Here is a 17,092-nt window from a genome sequence, read left to right as displayed (position 1 = left end):
AAAGTGCACGCACGAGGATCAGTAGTTGATCGAGTACAGCAGCACGTTCAAACCGATCCGCGCCGCGTCCTCGCGGGAGTAGCCGCGGCACTCGACCGCCTCGTGCTTCTCCAGCGCGCAGCTCAGGTCGTACGGCGAGTAGAGCACCGCCCAGCGGCCCTCGATCTTGATCCCCTCGATCACCGGCCGGGTCGAACGCAGCTTGGCCGCCAGCGGCTGCCCCCCGGCGACCGGTTGGGGGCTGCGGGCCTTGACGGTGCGGATGTCGTAGCCGCCGTAGGCGTCGGTGAAGATCGGGTCGTCCGGCGGCACGCGTTCGAGCTGGGCGCCCGGAATGGCGGCGAGCAGCTCGCGGCGGAACCCGCGGGTGAAATCGTCGCTGGCGCAGATCGCGTCGCCCAGCAGGGTGCCGCCGCGGGTGAGGAAGTCGCGGAGGTTGTCGCGTTCCTTCTGCGTCAGGCCGAACTCGTGCCGGCCGTGGATGAACGCGACGTGGTAGGTGAACAGTGACTCGTCGGTCAGGCTCACCAGGGGCGCGTCGGTGCTGACGCGGAGCTTGAGGTCGCCCTGCGAGGCGGCGCGGGTCAGGTTGGCGAGCGCGCCGGGCGCGTCGTTGCAGCCGCCGCCGTGCTGCAGCTTCGCGACGCGGATCACGCCCCGCTCGGCGTCGGAGTCCTCGAGGTCGTCGGCCGCGTTGTCGACAAACACCTGCTCCTTGCCGAGCGGCTTGCGGTTGGTGGCGTACGCCAGCACGTTGAGGCCGACGTCCTCGGCGTCCTTCACGCGCGAGCGGACGGTCGCCGGGTACGACTCCACCGCCTGCGGGCGGTCGAGTTCCCAATAACAGGAAAGGTCTTCGTCGCAGTAGATCACGCAGGTGCGGCAGCCGTACTCCACCGCCCACAGCTTGCCGAGGTAGGCCGAGTCGGGCTGCACGGCCCGCTCCATCCGCCAGATGGGGTGCGCCGGGCGGAGCTGCCGCAGCCGGTACTCGGGCTCGGGGAACATCGCCTCGACGAGCTGCTCGACCGAGCGGCGGAACGGGCCGTTGCCGCCGCAGCACGCCTCGGCGAACAAGAACCCGCCGCGGTCGACGTACGCGCGGAGCTTCTCGGCGTGCTGCGTCAGCCGCGCGATGTTCGAGCCGCTGAGGTAGATCACCGGCGCCTGCAGCAGGTCCTCGACCGAGGCGCCCTCCGGGTCCAACTGCTGCCAGGTCAGGTCGAGCCGCCACGCCCGCTCCGCCACCGCGGTCAGGTGCGCGGCGTCCGACTGGTGCTGGTTCCAGCCGTCGCCGTAGTCGAGCTTGGCCATCAGCACCGGGCGGCGGCCCTTGGAGAGGAACAGCAGCGCCAGCGAGGTGCCGACATGCGGGTTCTTCTCACTGCGGCCGCCGGTCCAGTACTTCGAAAGCGGGTCCTGCTTGCTCACGATGAACTCGGTCCCTTCGCGGTACCAGTCGTGCTCGCCGATGAAGCGGTGCGCGGTCAGCCGGCCGACGCGTTCCAGCGCGTACAGGTAGTAGTAGAGCCAACCCCGGCTCACCGCGTCGGAGGCCGGGTTGCGTGTGACGGAGAAGTTGCGGCCCATCCAAGACAGCGCCCGCTCGATGCGGTCGTCGTCCTCGTGGGGCACGCAGCAGCGGACCTGGTCGCCTTCGATGCGGGCGTCGCCCTCGTTGAGGGCCTCGCCGGTCATCACCAGCGCGGCGATGCCGGCGCAGGTCATGCTGCCCGAGGGGCCCTGCCCCCCGCTGTAAGACCACGACCCGTCGGCGTTCTGGTTGCGTCGCCAGTAGCCGTTAGCGGCCCGCCAGGTGTCGAGCGACACCTTGGCGCCGACGCGTTGCGCCTCGTGCAGGGCGAGCGTGGCGAACTGCGCGTTGCTCGGGTCCGCGCCCGGCCCGGGGTACGACCAACCGCCGGTGTCGATGCCCGGGCCGGGGTGCTGGGTCGACTCGAGCTGCTTAACGCACTCCTGGATGGTCGCCAGGTCACGCTTCGGCGTGGCCGCGGCCAGCACCATGATCTTCAGGGAAACACAGTAGGTCCGGTCGGGCTTGATCCGGCGGAGGTAGTCGAGCGCCTTCTCGACGGTGGGGTCGTCGGGCTCGACGCCGGCGTTCAGCAGCGCCAGCGTGCAGAGCGCCGTGATGCCCCCCTGGAAGCCGGGCATCTCGTCCCAGCGGCCGCTATCCTTCTGCTGATCCTTCAGGTAGACCACCCCGGTGCGGATGGCGGCACGCACCGCCTCGGGGTCGAGCGTGTCGGCGGGCTGGGCGGCCAGGGGCTGCGCAAACGCCCCAATCGCTACAGCCAGACACACAAGGGTTTGAACCGCGGAGCGCATCGGGAGCCGCTCTGGGAGATCTGAAGGAAGAATACGCAAGTATCGTACGTTTCTAGAGTTAGGCTGGCAAACGCGATTACGGCAAGCGTTGGCTGGTCGACATGCGAACCCTAGAATGACGAGCCTAGAATGACGAGTTAGTACTCGGGTAATTCCGCCGCAGTATTGCCGATTGGTCCCACCCCTGGCGAGGTGGGCTGGTCGGAGCAAGCCGGCGTTCTGCTGCAAGCCACCAACCACAAGCCACCAACCACCAACACGCATGTCTCGCAACCTCGGCGACGTCCTCCAGGAGTTCCGGCAGCACCGGATGGTGATGCAGCAGGAGCTGCAGAAGGTGATCATCGGCCAGGACCTGGTCATCGAGCAGATCTTTGCGGCCATCTTCACCCGCGGGCACTGCCTGCTGGAGGGCGTGCCCGGCCTGGCCAAGACCTTGATGGTCAGCACGCTGTCGAAGATCCTCGACCTGGAGTTCAAGCGGATCCAGTTCACGCCCGACCTGATGCCCTCGGACATCACGGGCACGAACGTGCTGGAAGAAGACGACAACGGCCGGCGGAATTTCCGGTTCGTCGAGGGGCCAATCTTCACGAATATCCTGTTGGCCGACGAGATCAACCGCACGCCGCCTAAGACGCAGGCCGCGCTCTTGCAGGCGATGCAGGAACGCGAGATCTCGGTCGGCCAGACCACCTACGACCTGCCGCAGCCGTTCTTCACCATCGCCACGCAGAACCCGATCGAGCAGGAAGGCACCTACCCGCTGCCCGAGGCGCAGCTCGACCGGTTCATGTTCAACATCAAGGTCGACTACCCGTCGCGTGACGAGGAGGAGCGGATCCTCGCCAACACCACCCGCGGCGAGACGCCCGAGATCAGCAAGGTGCTGTCCGGCAAGGCGATCCTCAACCTGCAGAAGCTGGTCGGCAGCGTGGCGGTGAGCGAGTACCTGATCAAGTACGCCGCGTCGCTCGTGCGGGCGACCCGCCCCCGCGACGAGTCGGCGCCAGAGTTTGTCCGCGAGCTCGTCGACTGGGGCGCCGGCCCCCGCGCCGGGCAGTTCCTGATCCAGGGCGGCAAGGCGCTCGCCGCGATGGACGGCCGGTTCAGCGTCGCCGTGGAGGATGTCCAGAAGGTCGCCACCCCCGTGCTGCGGCACCGCGTCAGCACCAACTTCCAAGCCCAAGCCGAAGGCATGACCACCGAGGACGTGATTGATCGGCTGATCAAAGAGATCCCGACCCCTGAGATTCCCAAGTTCGCAGGCTAGATAAGTAGCCGGCGAGCTACGCCTCGGCGGTGTACGGTTTAAGTCACCACAAAGACACGAAGGACACCAAGAAGGAATGCGCCCGGTTGGCACGCCCTGAAAGGGCGTGGAGCCCCACTAGCGATTCCACCACGGCTGTCAGTTGGATGAACCACAGAGTTCACGGAGGACACGGAGGAGGATCAAGATAAACATCGTAAAGAGAACTGGAACTAGAGTGCTGGGTGTGGCACTCGTCATAGCGATATCGCCACTCCTCATCGCGTTAGCCCTCGTTGGTTTGCTTTGCTGGTGCATCGGATCCGCGTTGCTTCTGCTGGTCGCTTGGGTCTACGGGGTCGCGACCGGCCGAGACACCTTGATCGTCTTCTCAAACAGCCCCTACTGGGAGTCGTATTTCAAAGAAACCGTCATTCCGATTCTTGACAAGCGAAGCCAACACCTGAACTGCTCGGAGAGCAAGAGGTGGGCAAAGGCCTCGCTGCCTGTTGTTCTCTATCGCTGGTTTGGAGGGAGCAAGCAGAACAACCCACTTGCAATGGTATTTAGGCCCTGGCGCACGCCGGCGGTTTTTCGGTTCTACATTCCCTTCCGGAACGCAAAGCATGGAAAGCCAGATCAACTGCTAGCCGTAATCGAACAACTCTCTCAGGCCGTAGGAAAGACGATTCCCCCACCAAGCCAACTTTCACCGGAAGTCTCTCTGTGACCTCCGTGCTCTCTGTGGTTAATCCAACCCGAACCCGCCGAGGCGTAGCTCGCCGGCTATTTCACCCACGCGTTTCCTGAACTCCGACCGCCCTCGCTCGCTTGTCCTCCGAAAAGTACCTCAAGCCCGAAGTTATCCAGCAGATCAAGCGGCTGGACCTGCGCGCTCAGTTCATTGTGAAGGGGTACCTGCAGGGGATGCACGCCAGCCCGTACCACGGGTTCAGCGTCGAGTTCAGCGAGCACCGCAAGTACACGCCCGGCGACGACCCCAAGGACATCGACTGGCTCGCCTACGCCAAGACCGACCGCTACTACGTCAAGAAGTTCGAGGCCGAGACCAACATCACCGGCTACCTGGCGATGGACCTGTCGGCCAGCATGGCCTACACCTACCGGCAGGAGCTGACTAAGTTCGACTACGCCATCTGCCTGGCCGCGGCGCTCACGTACCTGATGATCCTGCAGAACGACCCGGTCGGCCTGGTCACGTTTGGCAAGAAGATTACCCGCTCGCTCCCCCCCAAGAGCAAGCGGCAGCAGATCGGCACCATCTTGTCGCTGCTCTCGAACCTCAAGCCCGAGGGCGAGACCGACATCGGCAACAGCCTGATCCAGCTGGCCGCGATGCTCCGCCACGCAAGCCTGGTGATGGTCTTCAGCGACCTGTTGACCGACCCCGAGCCGGTCATCGCCGCCCTGCGCCGCCTCCGCCACGGCGGGCACGATGTCATTTTGTTCCACGTGCTCGACGAGGCCGAAGTGAAGTTTCCGTTCCACGGCCTCGTGGACTTCGAAGAGCCCGAGACCGGCCAACGCCTCGAAATCGACGCCGACGGCTACCGCCGCGACTACTTGGAAGAAATCAACGCGTTCCGCGAGTCGTACCGCGAAGAGTGTTTTAAGAGCGGCATCGACTATGTGCCGCTGGACACGAGCATGGCGTTTGATAAAGCGCTGACGGAGTACCTGGCGACGCGGAGGCAACGAGCGTGAGAAGATTGCGGATTGCGGATTTGGGAATGCGGATTGAACGCACGAGGCCTCGGACCCAATCTGCAATCCGAAATCCCCAATCCGAAATCAGATGACCTTCCTCACTCCACTCCTGACCGCCGGAGCCGCACTGATCGCCATCCCGATCGTGCTGCACCTGGTCATGCGCCGCAAGCCGCAGCAGCTGATGTTCCCAGCGCTCCGGTTTGTGATGAAGCGGCGGTCGGTCAATCAGACCAAGCTGAAGCTGCGGCACTTGATCCTGCTGCTGCTGCGTTGCGCGGGGATCGCGCTGCTGGCGTTCGCGCTCGCGCGGCCCGTGCTGCAGGGTTCGGGACTGGAAGGGAGCGGAGGCTCTTCGGCGGCGGCGTTGGTGATCGACAACTCGCCGCGGATGGCGTACCGCAGCGAGAACCAGACGAGGCTCGCCGCCGCCAAGAACCTGGCCGACTGGCTGCTCGGCCGGCTGCCGGCCGACGGGCAGGTCGTGGTGGCCGACACCGGGTCGACCAGCCCGGGGCGGCTGCTCGATCGCGAAGGCGCCAGGCTGCGGGCCAACCGCGTGCGGGCCGCCTCGCGAGATCGCGGCCTGGCGGCGACCACGCGGTCGGCGCTCGCTGCACTTGCGCAGGCAGGCGCCCAACGGCAGGAGGTGTTCCTGTTTACCGACCGCAGCCGCGGGGCGCTCGACTCGGCCGCGCTGGAGTCGCTCGCACAGTCGCTCGAAGAGCACCCCAAGGCAACGCTCTACATCGCCGATGTTGGCGTCGATAACCCTGTGAACGTTGGCATCCCGCGGCTGGAGCTGTCGGCGTCGACGCTGGCGGTTGGGCAGACGCTCGGGCTCGAGGCGACGCTCGCCTCGGTTGGCAAGCAGCCCGACAAGCCAGTAACCGTAGAGCTGTGGATCGACGGCCAGAGCGACTCCCAGAGCAGGCCCGAGAAACGCGGCGAGCAGCTCGTCACGATCGACTCGCCGCAGCAGCAGGTCGAGTTCTCGGTCGCGTCGCTCACCGAGGGCGTGCACCAGGGCTACGTCCGCGTGGTCGGCGGCGACCCGCTGCCGGCCGACGACACTCAGTACTTCACCGTCAGCGTCGAGCCGCCGCGCCGCGTGCTGCTGCTCGCCGCCCCGCCCGCCGACCCGGTGTTTGTCCGCGAGGCGCTGACCGCGGCCGGCCCCGCCCAGGCGTACGAGGTGGACGTCGATGCGTTCTCGGGCAAGTGGCCGTCGAAGCTGCAAGACTACCGCGCAGCTCTGCTGCTCGACCCGCCGCCCTTGACCAGCGGGTCGTGGCGGACGTTGGCCAACTATGTGAGCCGCGGCGGCTCCCTAGCAATCGCCCTCGGCCGCAACTCGGAGCTGGCCCGGCTCAACTCGGCCGACGCGCAGCAGCTGTTGCCGGGCGAGTTCCGCTGGAAGTCTCGCGACGAGACCTACCTCCGCCCCCGCTCGTACAGCCACCCGGCGATCGCGCCGCTGGCCGATTTCGCCGAGTCGATCCCGTGGCCGCAGTTCCCGGTCTTCGAGTACTGGAGCCTCGGCGAGCTGAGTCCCGAGGCGGTCGTAGTCGCCGGCTACGCCAACGGCGAGCCGGCGATTGTCGAGCGTCGGCTCGACCGCGGCGTGGCGTTGACGGTCACGACGCCACTCTCTGATCCTTCGTCGGGACCCTCGAACGGCCAGCCTTGGAACCTGCTGCCGACCGGCGTCGACCCGTGGCCGTTCCTGGCGTTGGTCGACAGTATGGGGAGCTACCTGTGCGGCGCGGCCGACACCCGCCGCGTCTACCGGCCGGGCGAGACCGCCATCGTCCCCCTAGGCGACGCGGCCGGCGCCACCAGCTACGTGCTGCGGCTGCCGGGCGGCGACTCCATCCGCCAGACGCTGCCCGCCGCCCAGAGCGAGGCCGCCATCGGCATGACCGAAGACCCTGGCAACTACCGGCTGCAGGCCGGCGGAGGCGACGAGCGACTCGACGCCGGGTTCTCGGTCTCTGCGCCTGCCGAAGTCGGCCAACTCCAGCGCGTCACCGACGAGCAGATCGCCGCCGCCCTGCCGGAGGGACGCTACCGGTTAGCCGCCGGCGAGGCCGACCTGGCCGAGCAGGTCGACATCGGCCGCGTCGGGCGTGAGCTGTACCCGTGGCTGATCATGCTGGCCGTGATCGCCCTGGCCGCCGAGCATTTTGTCGCCAACCGGTTCTACGACGACCCGGTTGACCAGTAAGGATTGTGGCTCGCAATGAAACTCTACGAAACAAAGTCGCGTGAGCTTGAAATGGGGACTGGCTCTCGACCGTCGAGCGAGCCCTCGCCCGGGCAAGAACCCGACGGCGGTCGTGTGCCTTTTCCCTTTTCGAGCGGCGCCCGCCTGAGGTCCGTCGAAAAAAAGGGACAGGCACGCCGCGGCAAGCGAAGATCTAAGGGCACGAGAGCCCGAAGCGGCGAGCCAGTCCCCGTTTTTCGACTCGCGAACCAACACCATCCTCTTGTGCTCTTTCGTGCCTTTTTGTGGCCAACCTCCTTCACGCCTAACTAGCCTCTAATCCCACTCCACTGCGAACCTTGTCCTGGACCCTCAACCCCGTCGGCGGACCGTGGCTCGTGGCGATCATCGCCGCGGTGCTGCTGGGGCTGTGCGCGGTCCGTCCGCGGGGGACCCTCACGCGGCGGCGGCGGCTCTCGCTGGCGGCGTTGCGGATCGCGGCCTGCTTGATGCTGCTGTTCGCCCTGCTCCGGCCCGAGGTGGTCCGCACGCAGACCGAGGTGCTCCGCTCGGCGCTCTTGGTGCTGGTCGACTCGTCGCGCAGCATGACGGTCGAGGACTCACTCGGCGGCAAGTCGCGGTGGGCGTCGGCGATGGAGCTGCTGAACCAGTCGCGGGGGTCGCTCGAGCAGCTCGGCCGCGACCACGACCTGGAGTACTACACATTCGACCAGTCGCTGCGGCCGGCGGCCGGAGCCGACGCCCTCAGGGGCGTGACTCCTAACGGCGACGGCACCGCGCTCGGCAAGTCGCTCGCCGAGCTGCTTGAGAACGAGGCCTCCGAGCGGCTGCTCGGCGTGGTGCTGCTGAGCGACGGCGCCCAGCGGGCCGTGCCGCCGTCGGACCTGGCGCCGCAGGTGGCCGCCAGGCGGTACGCGCTCGAGGGGACGCCGATCTTCCCGTTTGCGTTCGGCTCGCCCGCCGGCGGCGCGCGGTCGGACGTGGCGATCGACGACCTGCTGGCGAGCAACTCGGTGTTCGCCAACACGCCGACCCGGGTCACCGGCCGGCTGCGGGTCGACGGCTACCCCAACCAGACGCTCACCGTGCAGCTGCAGTGGGAGGACGAGAACGGCCAACTGCAGGTGGTCGACGCCACGCAGATTACCGCCGGCCCCGCGGCGGCCGAGTACCCAATCAGCCTGCAGCACACGCCGAGCCGGCTCGGCGAGCAGAAGGTGCAGCTGCGGATCGAGGCTCAGCCGGGCGAGGTGCTGACCAGCAACAACGCGCAGGCGACCTTCGTCACCGTCCGCGAGGGGGGCGTCAGGGTGCTGTACCTGACCGGCGCCAAGCGGATCGGCGGCGAGCCCGGTGTCGAGCAGCGGTTTGTCCGCGGCTCGCTGGCGGCCTCGCCCGACATCGTCGTGACCCGCCGCAAGCTCGACTACGACCCCGAGCGGGAGAGCCTGACGCGGCTGCTGGACGCCAACGACTACGACGTCTACCTGCTGGACGACGTCGACGCCGACGCGCTCGACGCCGCCACCTGGGAGGAGATCGCCGAGTGCGTCCGCCAGGGCGCGGGCCTGATGATGACCGGCGGCCACCACAGCTTCGGCCCCGGCGGTCATGACAGCAGCCCGCTGACGCCCGTGCTGCCGGTCACGCCGGGGCGGCTGGAGCGGCAACGCTTCGGCGAGCCGCTGCGGACCGACATGCACCTGGCCGACCCGGTGCGGATGCGTCCGGCGCGGCCGTTCGGTGTGCGGCACCCGATCATGCAGATCGCCCCTAACGCCGCCGACGCGTGGGACGCCCTGCCGCCGATGACCGGCGCCAATCGCTTCGTGCAGCGGACGCTCAAGCCGAACGCGCAGGTATTGGCCGAGGACCCCGAGCACGACGGCGCGCCGCTGTTGGTCGCGAGCCAGCCGGGGGCGGGGCGGTCGCTCGCCTTCGCCGGAGACAGCACCTGGCGGTGGGTGATGGCCGGCCAGGGCGAGGCCCACCGCCGCTTCTGGCGGCAGGCCATCCTGTGGCTCGCCCAGAAGGACGACTCCAAGAAAAACCCGGTGTGGGTCGAGCTCGCGTCGCGTCGCGTCGCCCGCGGCGCCCCGCTCGAGATCACCGTTGGCGCCAACCCGGCCGAGGGCAACTCGGCGCCGGTCGAACTCGAGGTCACCGTCAGGCGGCCCAACGGCGACACCCGGACCGTGCCGATACCGGCCGGGGAGAACGGCGGGGCAGGCGTGTTCCGCGAGATTGACCTGGCCGGCGACTACCTCGTGACCGCCACTGGCAGACAGTCGGGCACAGTGATCGGCTCGGCCCAGGCGCGGTTCACCGCGCCGGACAACGATGTCGAGCTCGACCAGCCCGGCGCCGAGCCGGCGGTGCTCGCGCAGCTGGCCCAGATCACCGAACAAGCCGGCGGCCGCTCGCTCGCGCCCGAGGAGCTGCCGGACCTGCTGGCCGAGCTGGCCGCCGCCGACCCGGAGGTGCTGGAGGAGGTCGTGGCGCGGGTCACCTACTGGGATACCTGGCCGTTCTTCCTGCTCTTGGTCGCGCTGCTCTCGGTCGAGTGGTGGTTGCGCAAGCGCTGGGGCCTCGTCTAGCAGAACCTCCAGTGGTCTGCCCGGCTACGACACGTCGTTTAGCGTCAGCGTCGCCCCGTAGTTGCTGGTCCAGATGGCGTGGTCCGACGAGTCGACGGTGTCGTCGTCGTTGGCGTCGCCGGGCAGGTTCTCCCACTCGTCGGGGTCGGTCCCGGTGTTGTACTTGTTCGCCCGGTAGATCGTGTAGTCGGCGCCGTCGACGACGTGGTCATCGTTGTAGTCGCCGAGGAGCTCGAACGTCTTGTCGGTGTGGGTCGAGTCGGCCCAGCGGACCGATTTCGTGAGGGCTCCGGCTCGGCTGATCGTCAGGCTCCCCCAGACATCGAGGTCCCCGAAGGCGGCGTCGGTGTCGGTCGGCTGCAGGTTGTCGTGCTGCGAGGTGCGTTGGATGGTCAGCAGGTAGTCCCAGGCGGGGAGCCAGATCTCGTCGGCGCCGCTAACGCCGTTGGCCGCGTCGATCGCCTCGCGGAGCGAGAAGGCGTAGAAGTCGTCGCTGCTGTCGTACTGGTCGGCGACGCTGGTCACGATGTAGTCCGGCGTGCCGTTGACGGTGTCCCCCGCGGAAGTATTGAAGAACGTGCCGCTGTAGGTCCCCACCAGGTTGTCGCCGTCGTTCGTGCCGGCAGCGCCGCCGACAAGGTAGAAGTTGGGCCCGCCGAAGACGGCCGTGTTGCCCGCGAGCACGGTAGCGCCCACCGTGATCGTCGCGCCCGACTGCGATCCCATCACGCCGCCGCCGAACTGCCCCGCGGAGTTGGCAGTGAACACGCTGTTCTGGATGTCGGCGGAGCTCGACCCTGGGTACCCGTGCACGAAGACCCCACCACCGCTACCGGTTGCCGAATTGTCGACGACCGCGACCCCATCGAGGGCGAGATCGCCGCCGGTGTCCACCAGCACACCGCCACCGTTGCCGGACGCGGAGCCGCCGGTGAGGGTCAGCCCGTGCAGCGTGAGCGACGACCCATTCTTGACGGACAGCACGCGGTCGCTCACACCGGAGGCGTCGATCACGCTCAGGCCGGCGCCGGCGCCGTAGATGGCGATGTCCTCATCGATGTCGAGGTCGTTGAAAGCGGCGGTTCCGGCCTCTGTGCCGGTGAGGGTCAGCACGTAGGCGTGCGGGCTGGGCGGCAGGTAGACCGACGCCGCCGAGCCGAGGCTGTTGGCGTCCCGCACCGCGGAGCGGAGCGTGACCTGCGCGCCGCCGAGGGTCGTGTCGAGGTCGATCTCGCCGTCGCCCAACGCGCCATTGTCGTCGGCGTCCTGATTGCTGGTCACGACGTAGTCGACCTCGTGGGTGATGTCGGCCAGGCCCGTGGCGATGGTGATGCTGTCGGCCCCCCCGCCCCCGGCGACAATGATCTGGCGCACCCGAGACTCCTCAATGTCGCGGGTGAAGGTGTAGGAATCGCCACTGTCGAGCGTGTAGGAGACCTCCACGCGGATGTCGCCGCCCACCTGGGTGATCGAGATCGTGTCGTCCACGTGGGTGGCCGAGCTGGCGGTCGGGTCCCAGTGCAGCCCCTGCACCAGGAGCGTGCCGGCTTGCTGCTCGAAGCTGATCTGGGCGGCGCCCGCGGTGAACTGGTCGGCGTTGATGTCCTGCGACCCCGCCGGCGCGCTGGTCGCGTAGCCGAAGGCGTCGGCCAGCAGGTCGAGGTTGGTGTCGGAGATGAACTGTCGCGACACGGCGACCGGCGAGCCGGCGGCCGCCGCACCGGGATTCATCAGGTCGTGCTCGTGGACGGCGATACTGGTGTGGTTGGGGTCGGGTGCGCCGTTGTAGAGGTGCCCGCCGTCGGCCTCGGTGAACGTGATCGTCCCGCCGCCCGCCAGGCTGTACTCCCATAGCTCGTTGACGGCGTAGATCTCGTCGCCGCTGCCCGGCGTGCCGTCGGGGTCAGAGACCAGCCGCAGGTTGTTGTCCTGGTCGATCCCGCGGTGGGTCAGCGAGCCGAGGATTGTGTCGCTGGTGTTGGTCGAGTTCGGATTGGTCACCGGGTTGGCGTAGGCGTCGAAGTAGGGGTACACGCCGCCCTCGAGCGCCGCGACATTGACTAGGCCGATGCCGACCGCGTGGCCGATCTCGTGAACCACCGTGCGGTAGAAGTCGCGCACGGCGGCCTGCCCGGCGGTGCTGGCGTCCACGAAGTTCGCCTCGAACGGCGCTACGGCCGCGGAGAACTCGGCGTCGTCGAGGGGCGTGGCGTCGAAGTACCAGCCGTCGCCGCCCGCGTCGTCGTCGATGGTGATGGTCGCCTCGTGCGGACGCAGGTCGGCGCCGTAGGTGATGCTCGAGGTGACGCCGATCCCGCCGCTGACGGCCCCGGCGCTGAGCGTCAGCGTGAAGGTGTCGTCGAGGTTGTTGTTGGGGTCGGCGTCGTCGTCGACCGCGTAGTTGAAGCTGGTGATCGAACGCTCCCAATCGCCGATGGCCCGGCGAACAATCGCGGTCGCCAGATCGGCCTGGGCGCCGTACTCGGCATCAAATCCGTTGGCGATGGGGTCGGCGTTGGCCCAGGCGATGGCAAGCAAGCGCCGGTCCTCGAGCCCCTCAATCGCGAGGCGGGCGCTGCGGTTGCTGGTTGACTTGGAAGTGTGCCTGCTGGCCATGGCTGCGGTCCTGCGGTTGCTCGGGCAAGGGGTGCGAACGACGAGCAGACAGACCGGCGTGATCGGGCGCCTTCGAGAAACGCGTCGCCGCGTCCGCTGCTGAACGCGTGATAGCGAGGGCCAACGGAGCGCAGCCACGAACCAGCCGCCCGAGCAGGCGAGAAGGGCCGAAATGGGGGTGAAGACCCTAAGAGCGATGGGGGCGATCACCCCAACGTTGCGGCGGCGTCTGGCGGACGCCGGCAGCATGCCAGTGGCGCGCACCGGCGCCCGGTGTTCGCAAAGCGCGAACCGACCCGCGGCAGAGTAGCGCCTCGATGCAGCCTAGGCGGCGGGCAACTCAGGACAATCCAAACGATCTAGCCGCGGCGCGGGGGCCCGGCGACAAAGCAGAAGACGACCGCCAGCTGCACGGCGGCAATCGATGGCGTGGGGACCGGCGGGGCGATGATCGCGGAACTGCCAACCAGCGGCGAAGAAAACCATCGCGAGCCGAGACAAGCAGGGATGAGGAGAGCGGCAGGACCGAAGCGTGTGGCCGACCTGCAGCGAGCGAGACCGCAGGTAGGATGGTAGGATGGTAGCATGGGGTGGGTCTTGCTGCGCCCAATTCCGTTTGCCGCAGCGAACCGGCTGCGACCAGAAAAGCCCCGCTGAGGACGCCGCGCAACCTGCTAACCGACCACCCTTGGCCAAGTTAGGTCGGCCCCGCGGCACGCTGCAGCCGCCGTCGAGATCGCTAGCAAAGAGATCTCCGCTAGCCGCTGAACCGACAAGTGTTATCCTAGCGCAGGTCGGCGGGCCGCCCCGCCGCGCCCCAGCCAGCTCAGCCGCAACGCTGCCCCACCTACGCTGGCTCGACGATGTTTGGAGATTACCCCATGAGTCGCATCCTCTGCCTGATCCTCGCCTGCTGCGTTGTCGCGGCCTCACCGCTCGCGTCGTGCGCGCAGGCGCCGGCCGAGGCGCCGGTGTCGCCCGCCGGCCTGGACCCTAACGAAATCGCTCAGCAGCTGGCCGAGCTCCGGCAGATGGCGACCGACGCCCCGGCCGAGCAACTCGGCGACGATGAACGCAAGCAGGTCCTGGAGCTCTGCGACAAAACCGCCGGCCAGCTAACCAAGGTAAAGCAGCTCAAGGAAAACACGGCCCGTCTGCAACGCGAGGTGGAGATGGCCACCAGCGGGGCCGCGCCGCCGCCAACCGAGCAGGGCGGCCCGCGGCGCCTGCAGGGCCTGGCGATTGCGGACCTGCTAGCAGCCAAGGCGTCCGCCGACCAGGAGGTGAGCCAATCCAAGGAGCGGCTCGATGCCGTGAAGTCCGAGATCGAGAGCCGAGCCGCCCGGCGCCTACGGCTTCCCGACGCGATGATCGAAACCCGCACCAAGCTCACCAAGACCGAGGAGGCCCTGCGCGCCGACTTCAGCGCCGACTCCCCGCTGCTGGCTCAGGCCAAGCGGCTCAACTTGCTGGCCACGATCGCGTCCCTGCGACAGGAGATGCAGCTGCTGGAACAAGAGAACCGCACCTACGAGGTAACCGCCCGCTGGAAGGCCGCACAGCAAGAAGCCGCGGCGCAATCGCTAAAAAAGGCGGAGGAATGGCTGGCCGCGGTGTCCGCACAGCTGGCGATGCAGCAGCAGGCCGACGCCGACCGCAAGACCCAGGAAGCCCAGCTGGCGGTGGTGACCGCCCACCCGGCCGTGAAGGCGCAGGCGCAGCTCAACGCCGAGCTGGCGGAACAGAACTCTGAGCTGGTCCAGAAGCAGGCCAGGCTGAAGGCCCAGCTCGACCGGACCAACGACCAGAGCCAGCTGGCGCAGACGAACCTCGAGAACGTGATGCACCAGGCGGAGGAGCTGCAGGATTCGCCGACGATTGGGTCGGTGCTGCGCAGCGAGCAGGACCAGCTGCCGGACCTCACCAAGATCCGCGAGCGGCAACGCAAACGCGCCGCCCGGATGTCGGAGATGCGGGTGCAGAAGTACGGCTGGAAGTCGGCCCGCACGAAGCCCATTGATGTCAAGCTGGCGGCCGCGGTCAAGGAGTACGAGGAGCAGACCGGCGAGACAATCTCGCCTGAGATCGAGCAGGAGCTGAGGGCGCTGCTCGAGTCCCGCGACGAGACCCTGGGCGACCTGGTCACCAACACCGAGAGCTACCTCACCGACCTCGGCAAGCTGAACGCGGCCGAGGCGTTGATCGTCAAGAACACCCGCGCGCTGTCCGACTTCATCGCCGAGAAGGTGTTCTGGGTGCCGAGCGCCGAGCGGCTGTCGTACCGCGACTTCGCCTACACCCGCGACTTCTGGACCAACCCGTCCGCGCGGCTGGCCGACCTGAGGACGCTGGGTCAGTTTTTGTTGGACGACGCGAAGGCGCGGCCCGAGTTGTGGCTGCTGGCGTCGATGGTGACGCTGCTGCTGCTGACCTGGCGTCGCAAAGCAAAGAACATCCTGTACGAGCAGGGCGAGCTCGCGGCGCGGCCGGCCGCCACCACGTTCCGGCCAACCGTCGAGGCGTTGCTCGCCACGGTCTTCCTGGCCGCGCCGACGCCACTGATGATTGGGTTCATCGGCTACCGGCTCAGCTCGTCCACCACGATGCTGATCTTCGCCACCGGCGGGGCCCTGACGCTGTTCGCCGTTCAGTACGCCGTGCTCGACCTGCTCCGCCACGCGTGCCGCCGCGGCGGCCTCGGCCCGGCGCACTTCGCCTGGGACAACCGGGGCATGGTGTCGCTGCGACGCGCGGCGCGACCGATGCAGCTGGTCGCCCTCCCGCTGCTCGCCATCGCGGTCGGGGTTGAGATCACCCGCGACGCCGAGGCGATCCAGTCGATCGGGCGGTTGTCGCTGATCCTGTCGCTCCTCGTGATGGGGGTGGTGGGGATGATGTTCTTCCGCCCCCGCGGCCCGCTGGTCAGTGTGCTGACCGCGGCCGGCGAGAAGCTGTGGGTGGCCCGCCTGGTGCGGCTGCTCGGCCCGCTGACGGTCGCCGCGACGCTCGGCCTGGCGCTCGCCTCGGGGCTGGGGATGCACTACACGGCGCTGCAGCTCACCCGCCGGGTGCTGTTCTCGGCCGGCGTCGTGTTCGGCTGCCTGGCGGTGCGGGCGATGCTGATGCGGTGGCTGCTCGTCGCGTACCGACGCGTGGCGATGCAGCGGGCCCGCGAGAAGCGCAAGGCGTTGCTCGAGGCCCAGGAGAACGCCCCTACCGAGAACGCCGCCATCGAGGTCGAACCCGAGGTCAGCCTCAGCGACATCAACCAGCAGGCCCGCAGCCTGGTGGGCGTCGGCGTCGGCGCGAGCATCGTGGGCCTGCTGCTGATGGCCTGGGGCGACGTGCTCCCGGCGCTCAACGCCCTGACCGACCCCGACACCTTCGGGCTCTGGGCCAGCGGCATCCCCGACGACAACGGCGCGTACCCGTGGGTCACCCTCGGCAGCGTGATCCTGTCCATCGGCGTGTTCTGCCTGACCTGGTTCGCCGGCCGCAACGTGCCGGGCCTGCTCGAGATCGCGTTGTTCCAGAAGCTGCCGCTGGACGCCGGCGCCCGCTACGCGGCGACCTCGGTCTCGCGGTACGTGATTGTGGTGATCGGCGTGGTGATCGGCATGCGGTTCCTTGGCATCGGCTGGCAGAGTGTGCAGTGGCTGGTCGCGGCGATGACGGTCGGCCTCGGCTTTGGCCTGCAGGAGATCTTCGCGAACTTCGTGTCGGGCATCATCTTGCTGTTCGAGCGGCCCGTCCGGCCCGGCGACGTCGTGACCATCGGCAACGTGTCGGGCGTGGTGACCCGGATCCGCATCCGCGCGACCACGGTGCAGGACTGGGACAATAAGGAGCTGATCGTCCCCAACCGCGACTTCATCACCGGCAACCTGATCAACTGGACCCTCTCCAGCCGGATGCTCCGCCACGTGCTGAAGGTGGGGGTCGCCTACGGCAGCGACACCCGGCTCGCCACCGAGCTGCTGTACAAAGTCGCCCGCGAGAACGCCAACGTCGCGGAGACGCCCGAGCCGTTCGTGCTGTTCGATTCGTTCGGCGACAGCACCCTCAACTTCGAGCTCCGCGTGTTCACCCAGGACCTGTCGAACATGATGCCGATGCGCAACGAGCTGATGCTGGCCGTCGACGACGAGTTCCGCAAGCACGGGGTCGAGATCGCCTTCCCGCAGCGTGACCTGCACATCCGCAGCATGCCGAGCGAACTGGCCAAACTGGGCGCGGCCGGCGACAAGAACGCCGAGGACCGGATGCTCGAGGAGGCACGCTCCGACGCCAGCTTTGGGTACTCACGAGACAACTAGCCGCCGC

8 protein-coding genes are annotated in these 17,092 nt (G+C 67.9%); 6 read left to right on the top strand and 2 right to left on the bottom strand.

Features of this window, described 5'->3' with window-relative positions; translation table 11 throughout:
* Window positions 1-18: 18 nt before the first annotated feature.
* Window positions 19-2,349: a DUF4159 domain-containing protein gene (locus Pla123a_RS02960; RefSeq protein WP_197527614.1), complete on the bottom strand. Its 2,331-nt coding sequence runs from the start codon at window positions 2,347-2,349 to the stop codon at window positions 19-21.
* Between the two features lie 262 nt (window positions 2,350-2,611).
* Here Pla123a_RS02960 and Pla123a_RS02955 point away from each other — a divergent pair, with 262 nt between their 5' ends.
* The 5 genes from Pla123a_RS02955 to Pla123a_RS02935 all read left to right on the top strand — a co-directional run bounded on the left by Pla123a_RS02955 (window position 2,612) and on the right by Pla123a_RS02935 (window position 10,153).
* Window positions 2,612-3,622, top strand: coding sequence for an AAA family ATPase (locus Pla123a_RS02955; RefSeq protein ID WP_146584026.1), 1,011 nt, complete (start codon window positions 2,612-2,614; stop codon window positions 3,620-3,622).
* Window positions 3,623-3,764: 142 nt separating this feature from the next.
* Complete coding sequence (locus Pla123a_RS02950; RefSeq protein ID WP_146584025.1) at window positions 3,765-4,331, top strand: hypothetical protein; 567 nt, start codon at window positions 3,765-3,767, stop codon at window positions 4,329-4,331.
* Window positions 4,332-4,432: 101 nt separating this feature from the next.
* Window positions 4,433-5,326, top strand: a complete 894-nt coding sequence (locus Pla123a_RS02945; RefSeq protein ID WP_231956305.1) for a DUF58 domain-containing protein — start codon at window positions 4,433-4,435, stop codon at window positions 5,324-5,326.
* Window positions 5,327-5,417: 91 nt separating this feature from the next.
* The gene (locus tag Pla123a_RS02940) at window positions 5,418-7,556 is read left to right on the top strand and encodes a BatA domain-containing protein (protein ID WP_146584024.1); all 2,139 of its coding nucleotides are present in this window, start codon (window positions 5,418-5,420) and stop codon (window positions 7,554-7,556) included.
* A gap of 338 nt (window positions 7,557-7,894) precedes the next feature.
* On the top strand, window positions 7,895-10,153 hold the full coding sequence (locus tag Pla123a_RS02935; protein WP_146584023.1) for a glutamine amidotransferase: 2,259 nt from the start codon (window positions 7,895-7,897) through the stop codon (window positions 10,151-10,153).
* Window positions 10,154-10,177: 24 nt separating this feature from the next.
* Here the strand turns inward: Pla123a_RS02935 and Pla123a_RS02930 are convergent, their stop codons facing one another.
* On the bottom strand, window positions 10,178-12,769 hold the full coding sequence (locus Pla123a_RS02930) for a hypothetical protein (protein ID WP_146584022.1): 2,592 nt from the start codon (window positions 12,767-12,769) through the stop codon (window positions 10,178-10,180).
* 881 nt (window positions 12,770-13,650) lie between these two features.
* On the opposite strand from Pla123a_RS02930, the gene Pla123a_RS02925 reads away from it, so the two are divergent.
* Window positions 13,651-17,085, top strand: a complete 3,435-nt coding sequence (locus tag Pla123a_RS02925; RefSeq protein ID WP_197527613.1) for a mechanosensitive ion channel domain-containing protein — start codon at window positions 13,651-13,653, stop codon at window positions 17,083-17,085.
* The last annotated feature ends 7 nt before the right edge of the window (window positions 17,086-17,092 follow it).

The sequence above is a fragment of the Posidoniimonas polymericola genome (assembly GCF_007859935.1).
Classification (GTDB): Bacteria; Planctomycetota; Planctomycetia; order Pirellulales; family Lacipirellulaceae; genus Posidoniimonas; species Posidoniimonas polymericola.
The sequence above is the reverse complement of the archived record's forward strand: the minus strand, read 5'-3'. Positions and strand labels throughout refer to the sequence as shown.

Excerpts from the sequence above, each read along its gene's own strand:
- Pla123a_RS02960 (WP_197527614.1), bottom strand. The coding sequence starts at position 2,349 with ATGCGCTCCGCGGTTCAAACCCTTGTGTGTCTGGCTGTAGCGATTGGG.
- Pla123a_RS02955 (WP_146584026.1), top strand. The coding sequence starts at position 2,612 with ATGTCTCGCAACCTCGGCGACGTCCTCCAGGAGTTCCGGCAGCACCGG.
- Pla123a_RS02940 (WP_146584024.1), top strand. The coding sequence starts at position 5,418 with ATGACCTTCCTCACTCCACTCCTGACCGCCGGAGCCGCACTGATCGCC.
- Pla123a_RS02930 (WP_146584022.1), bottom strand. The coding sequence starts at position 12,769 with ATGGCCAGCAGGCACACTTCCAAGTCAACCAGCAACCGCAGCGCCCGC.
- Pla123a_RS02925 (WP_197527613.1), top strand. The coding sequence starts at position 13,651 with ATGAGTCGCATCCTCTGCCTGATCCTCGCCTGCTGCGTTGTCGCGGCC.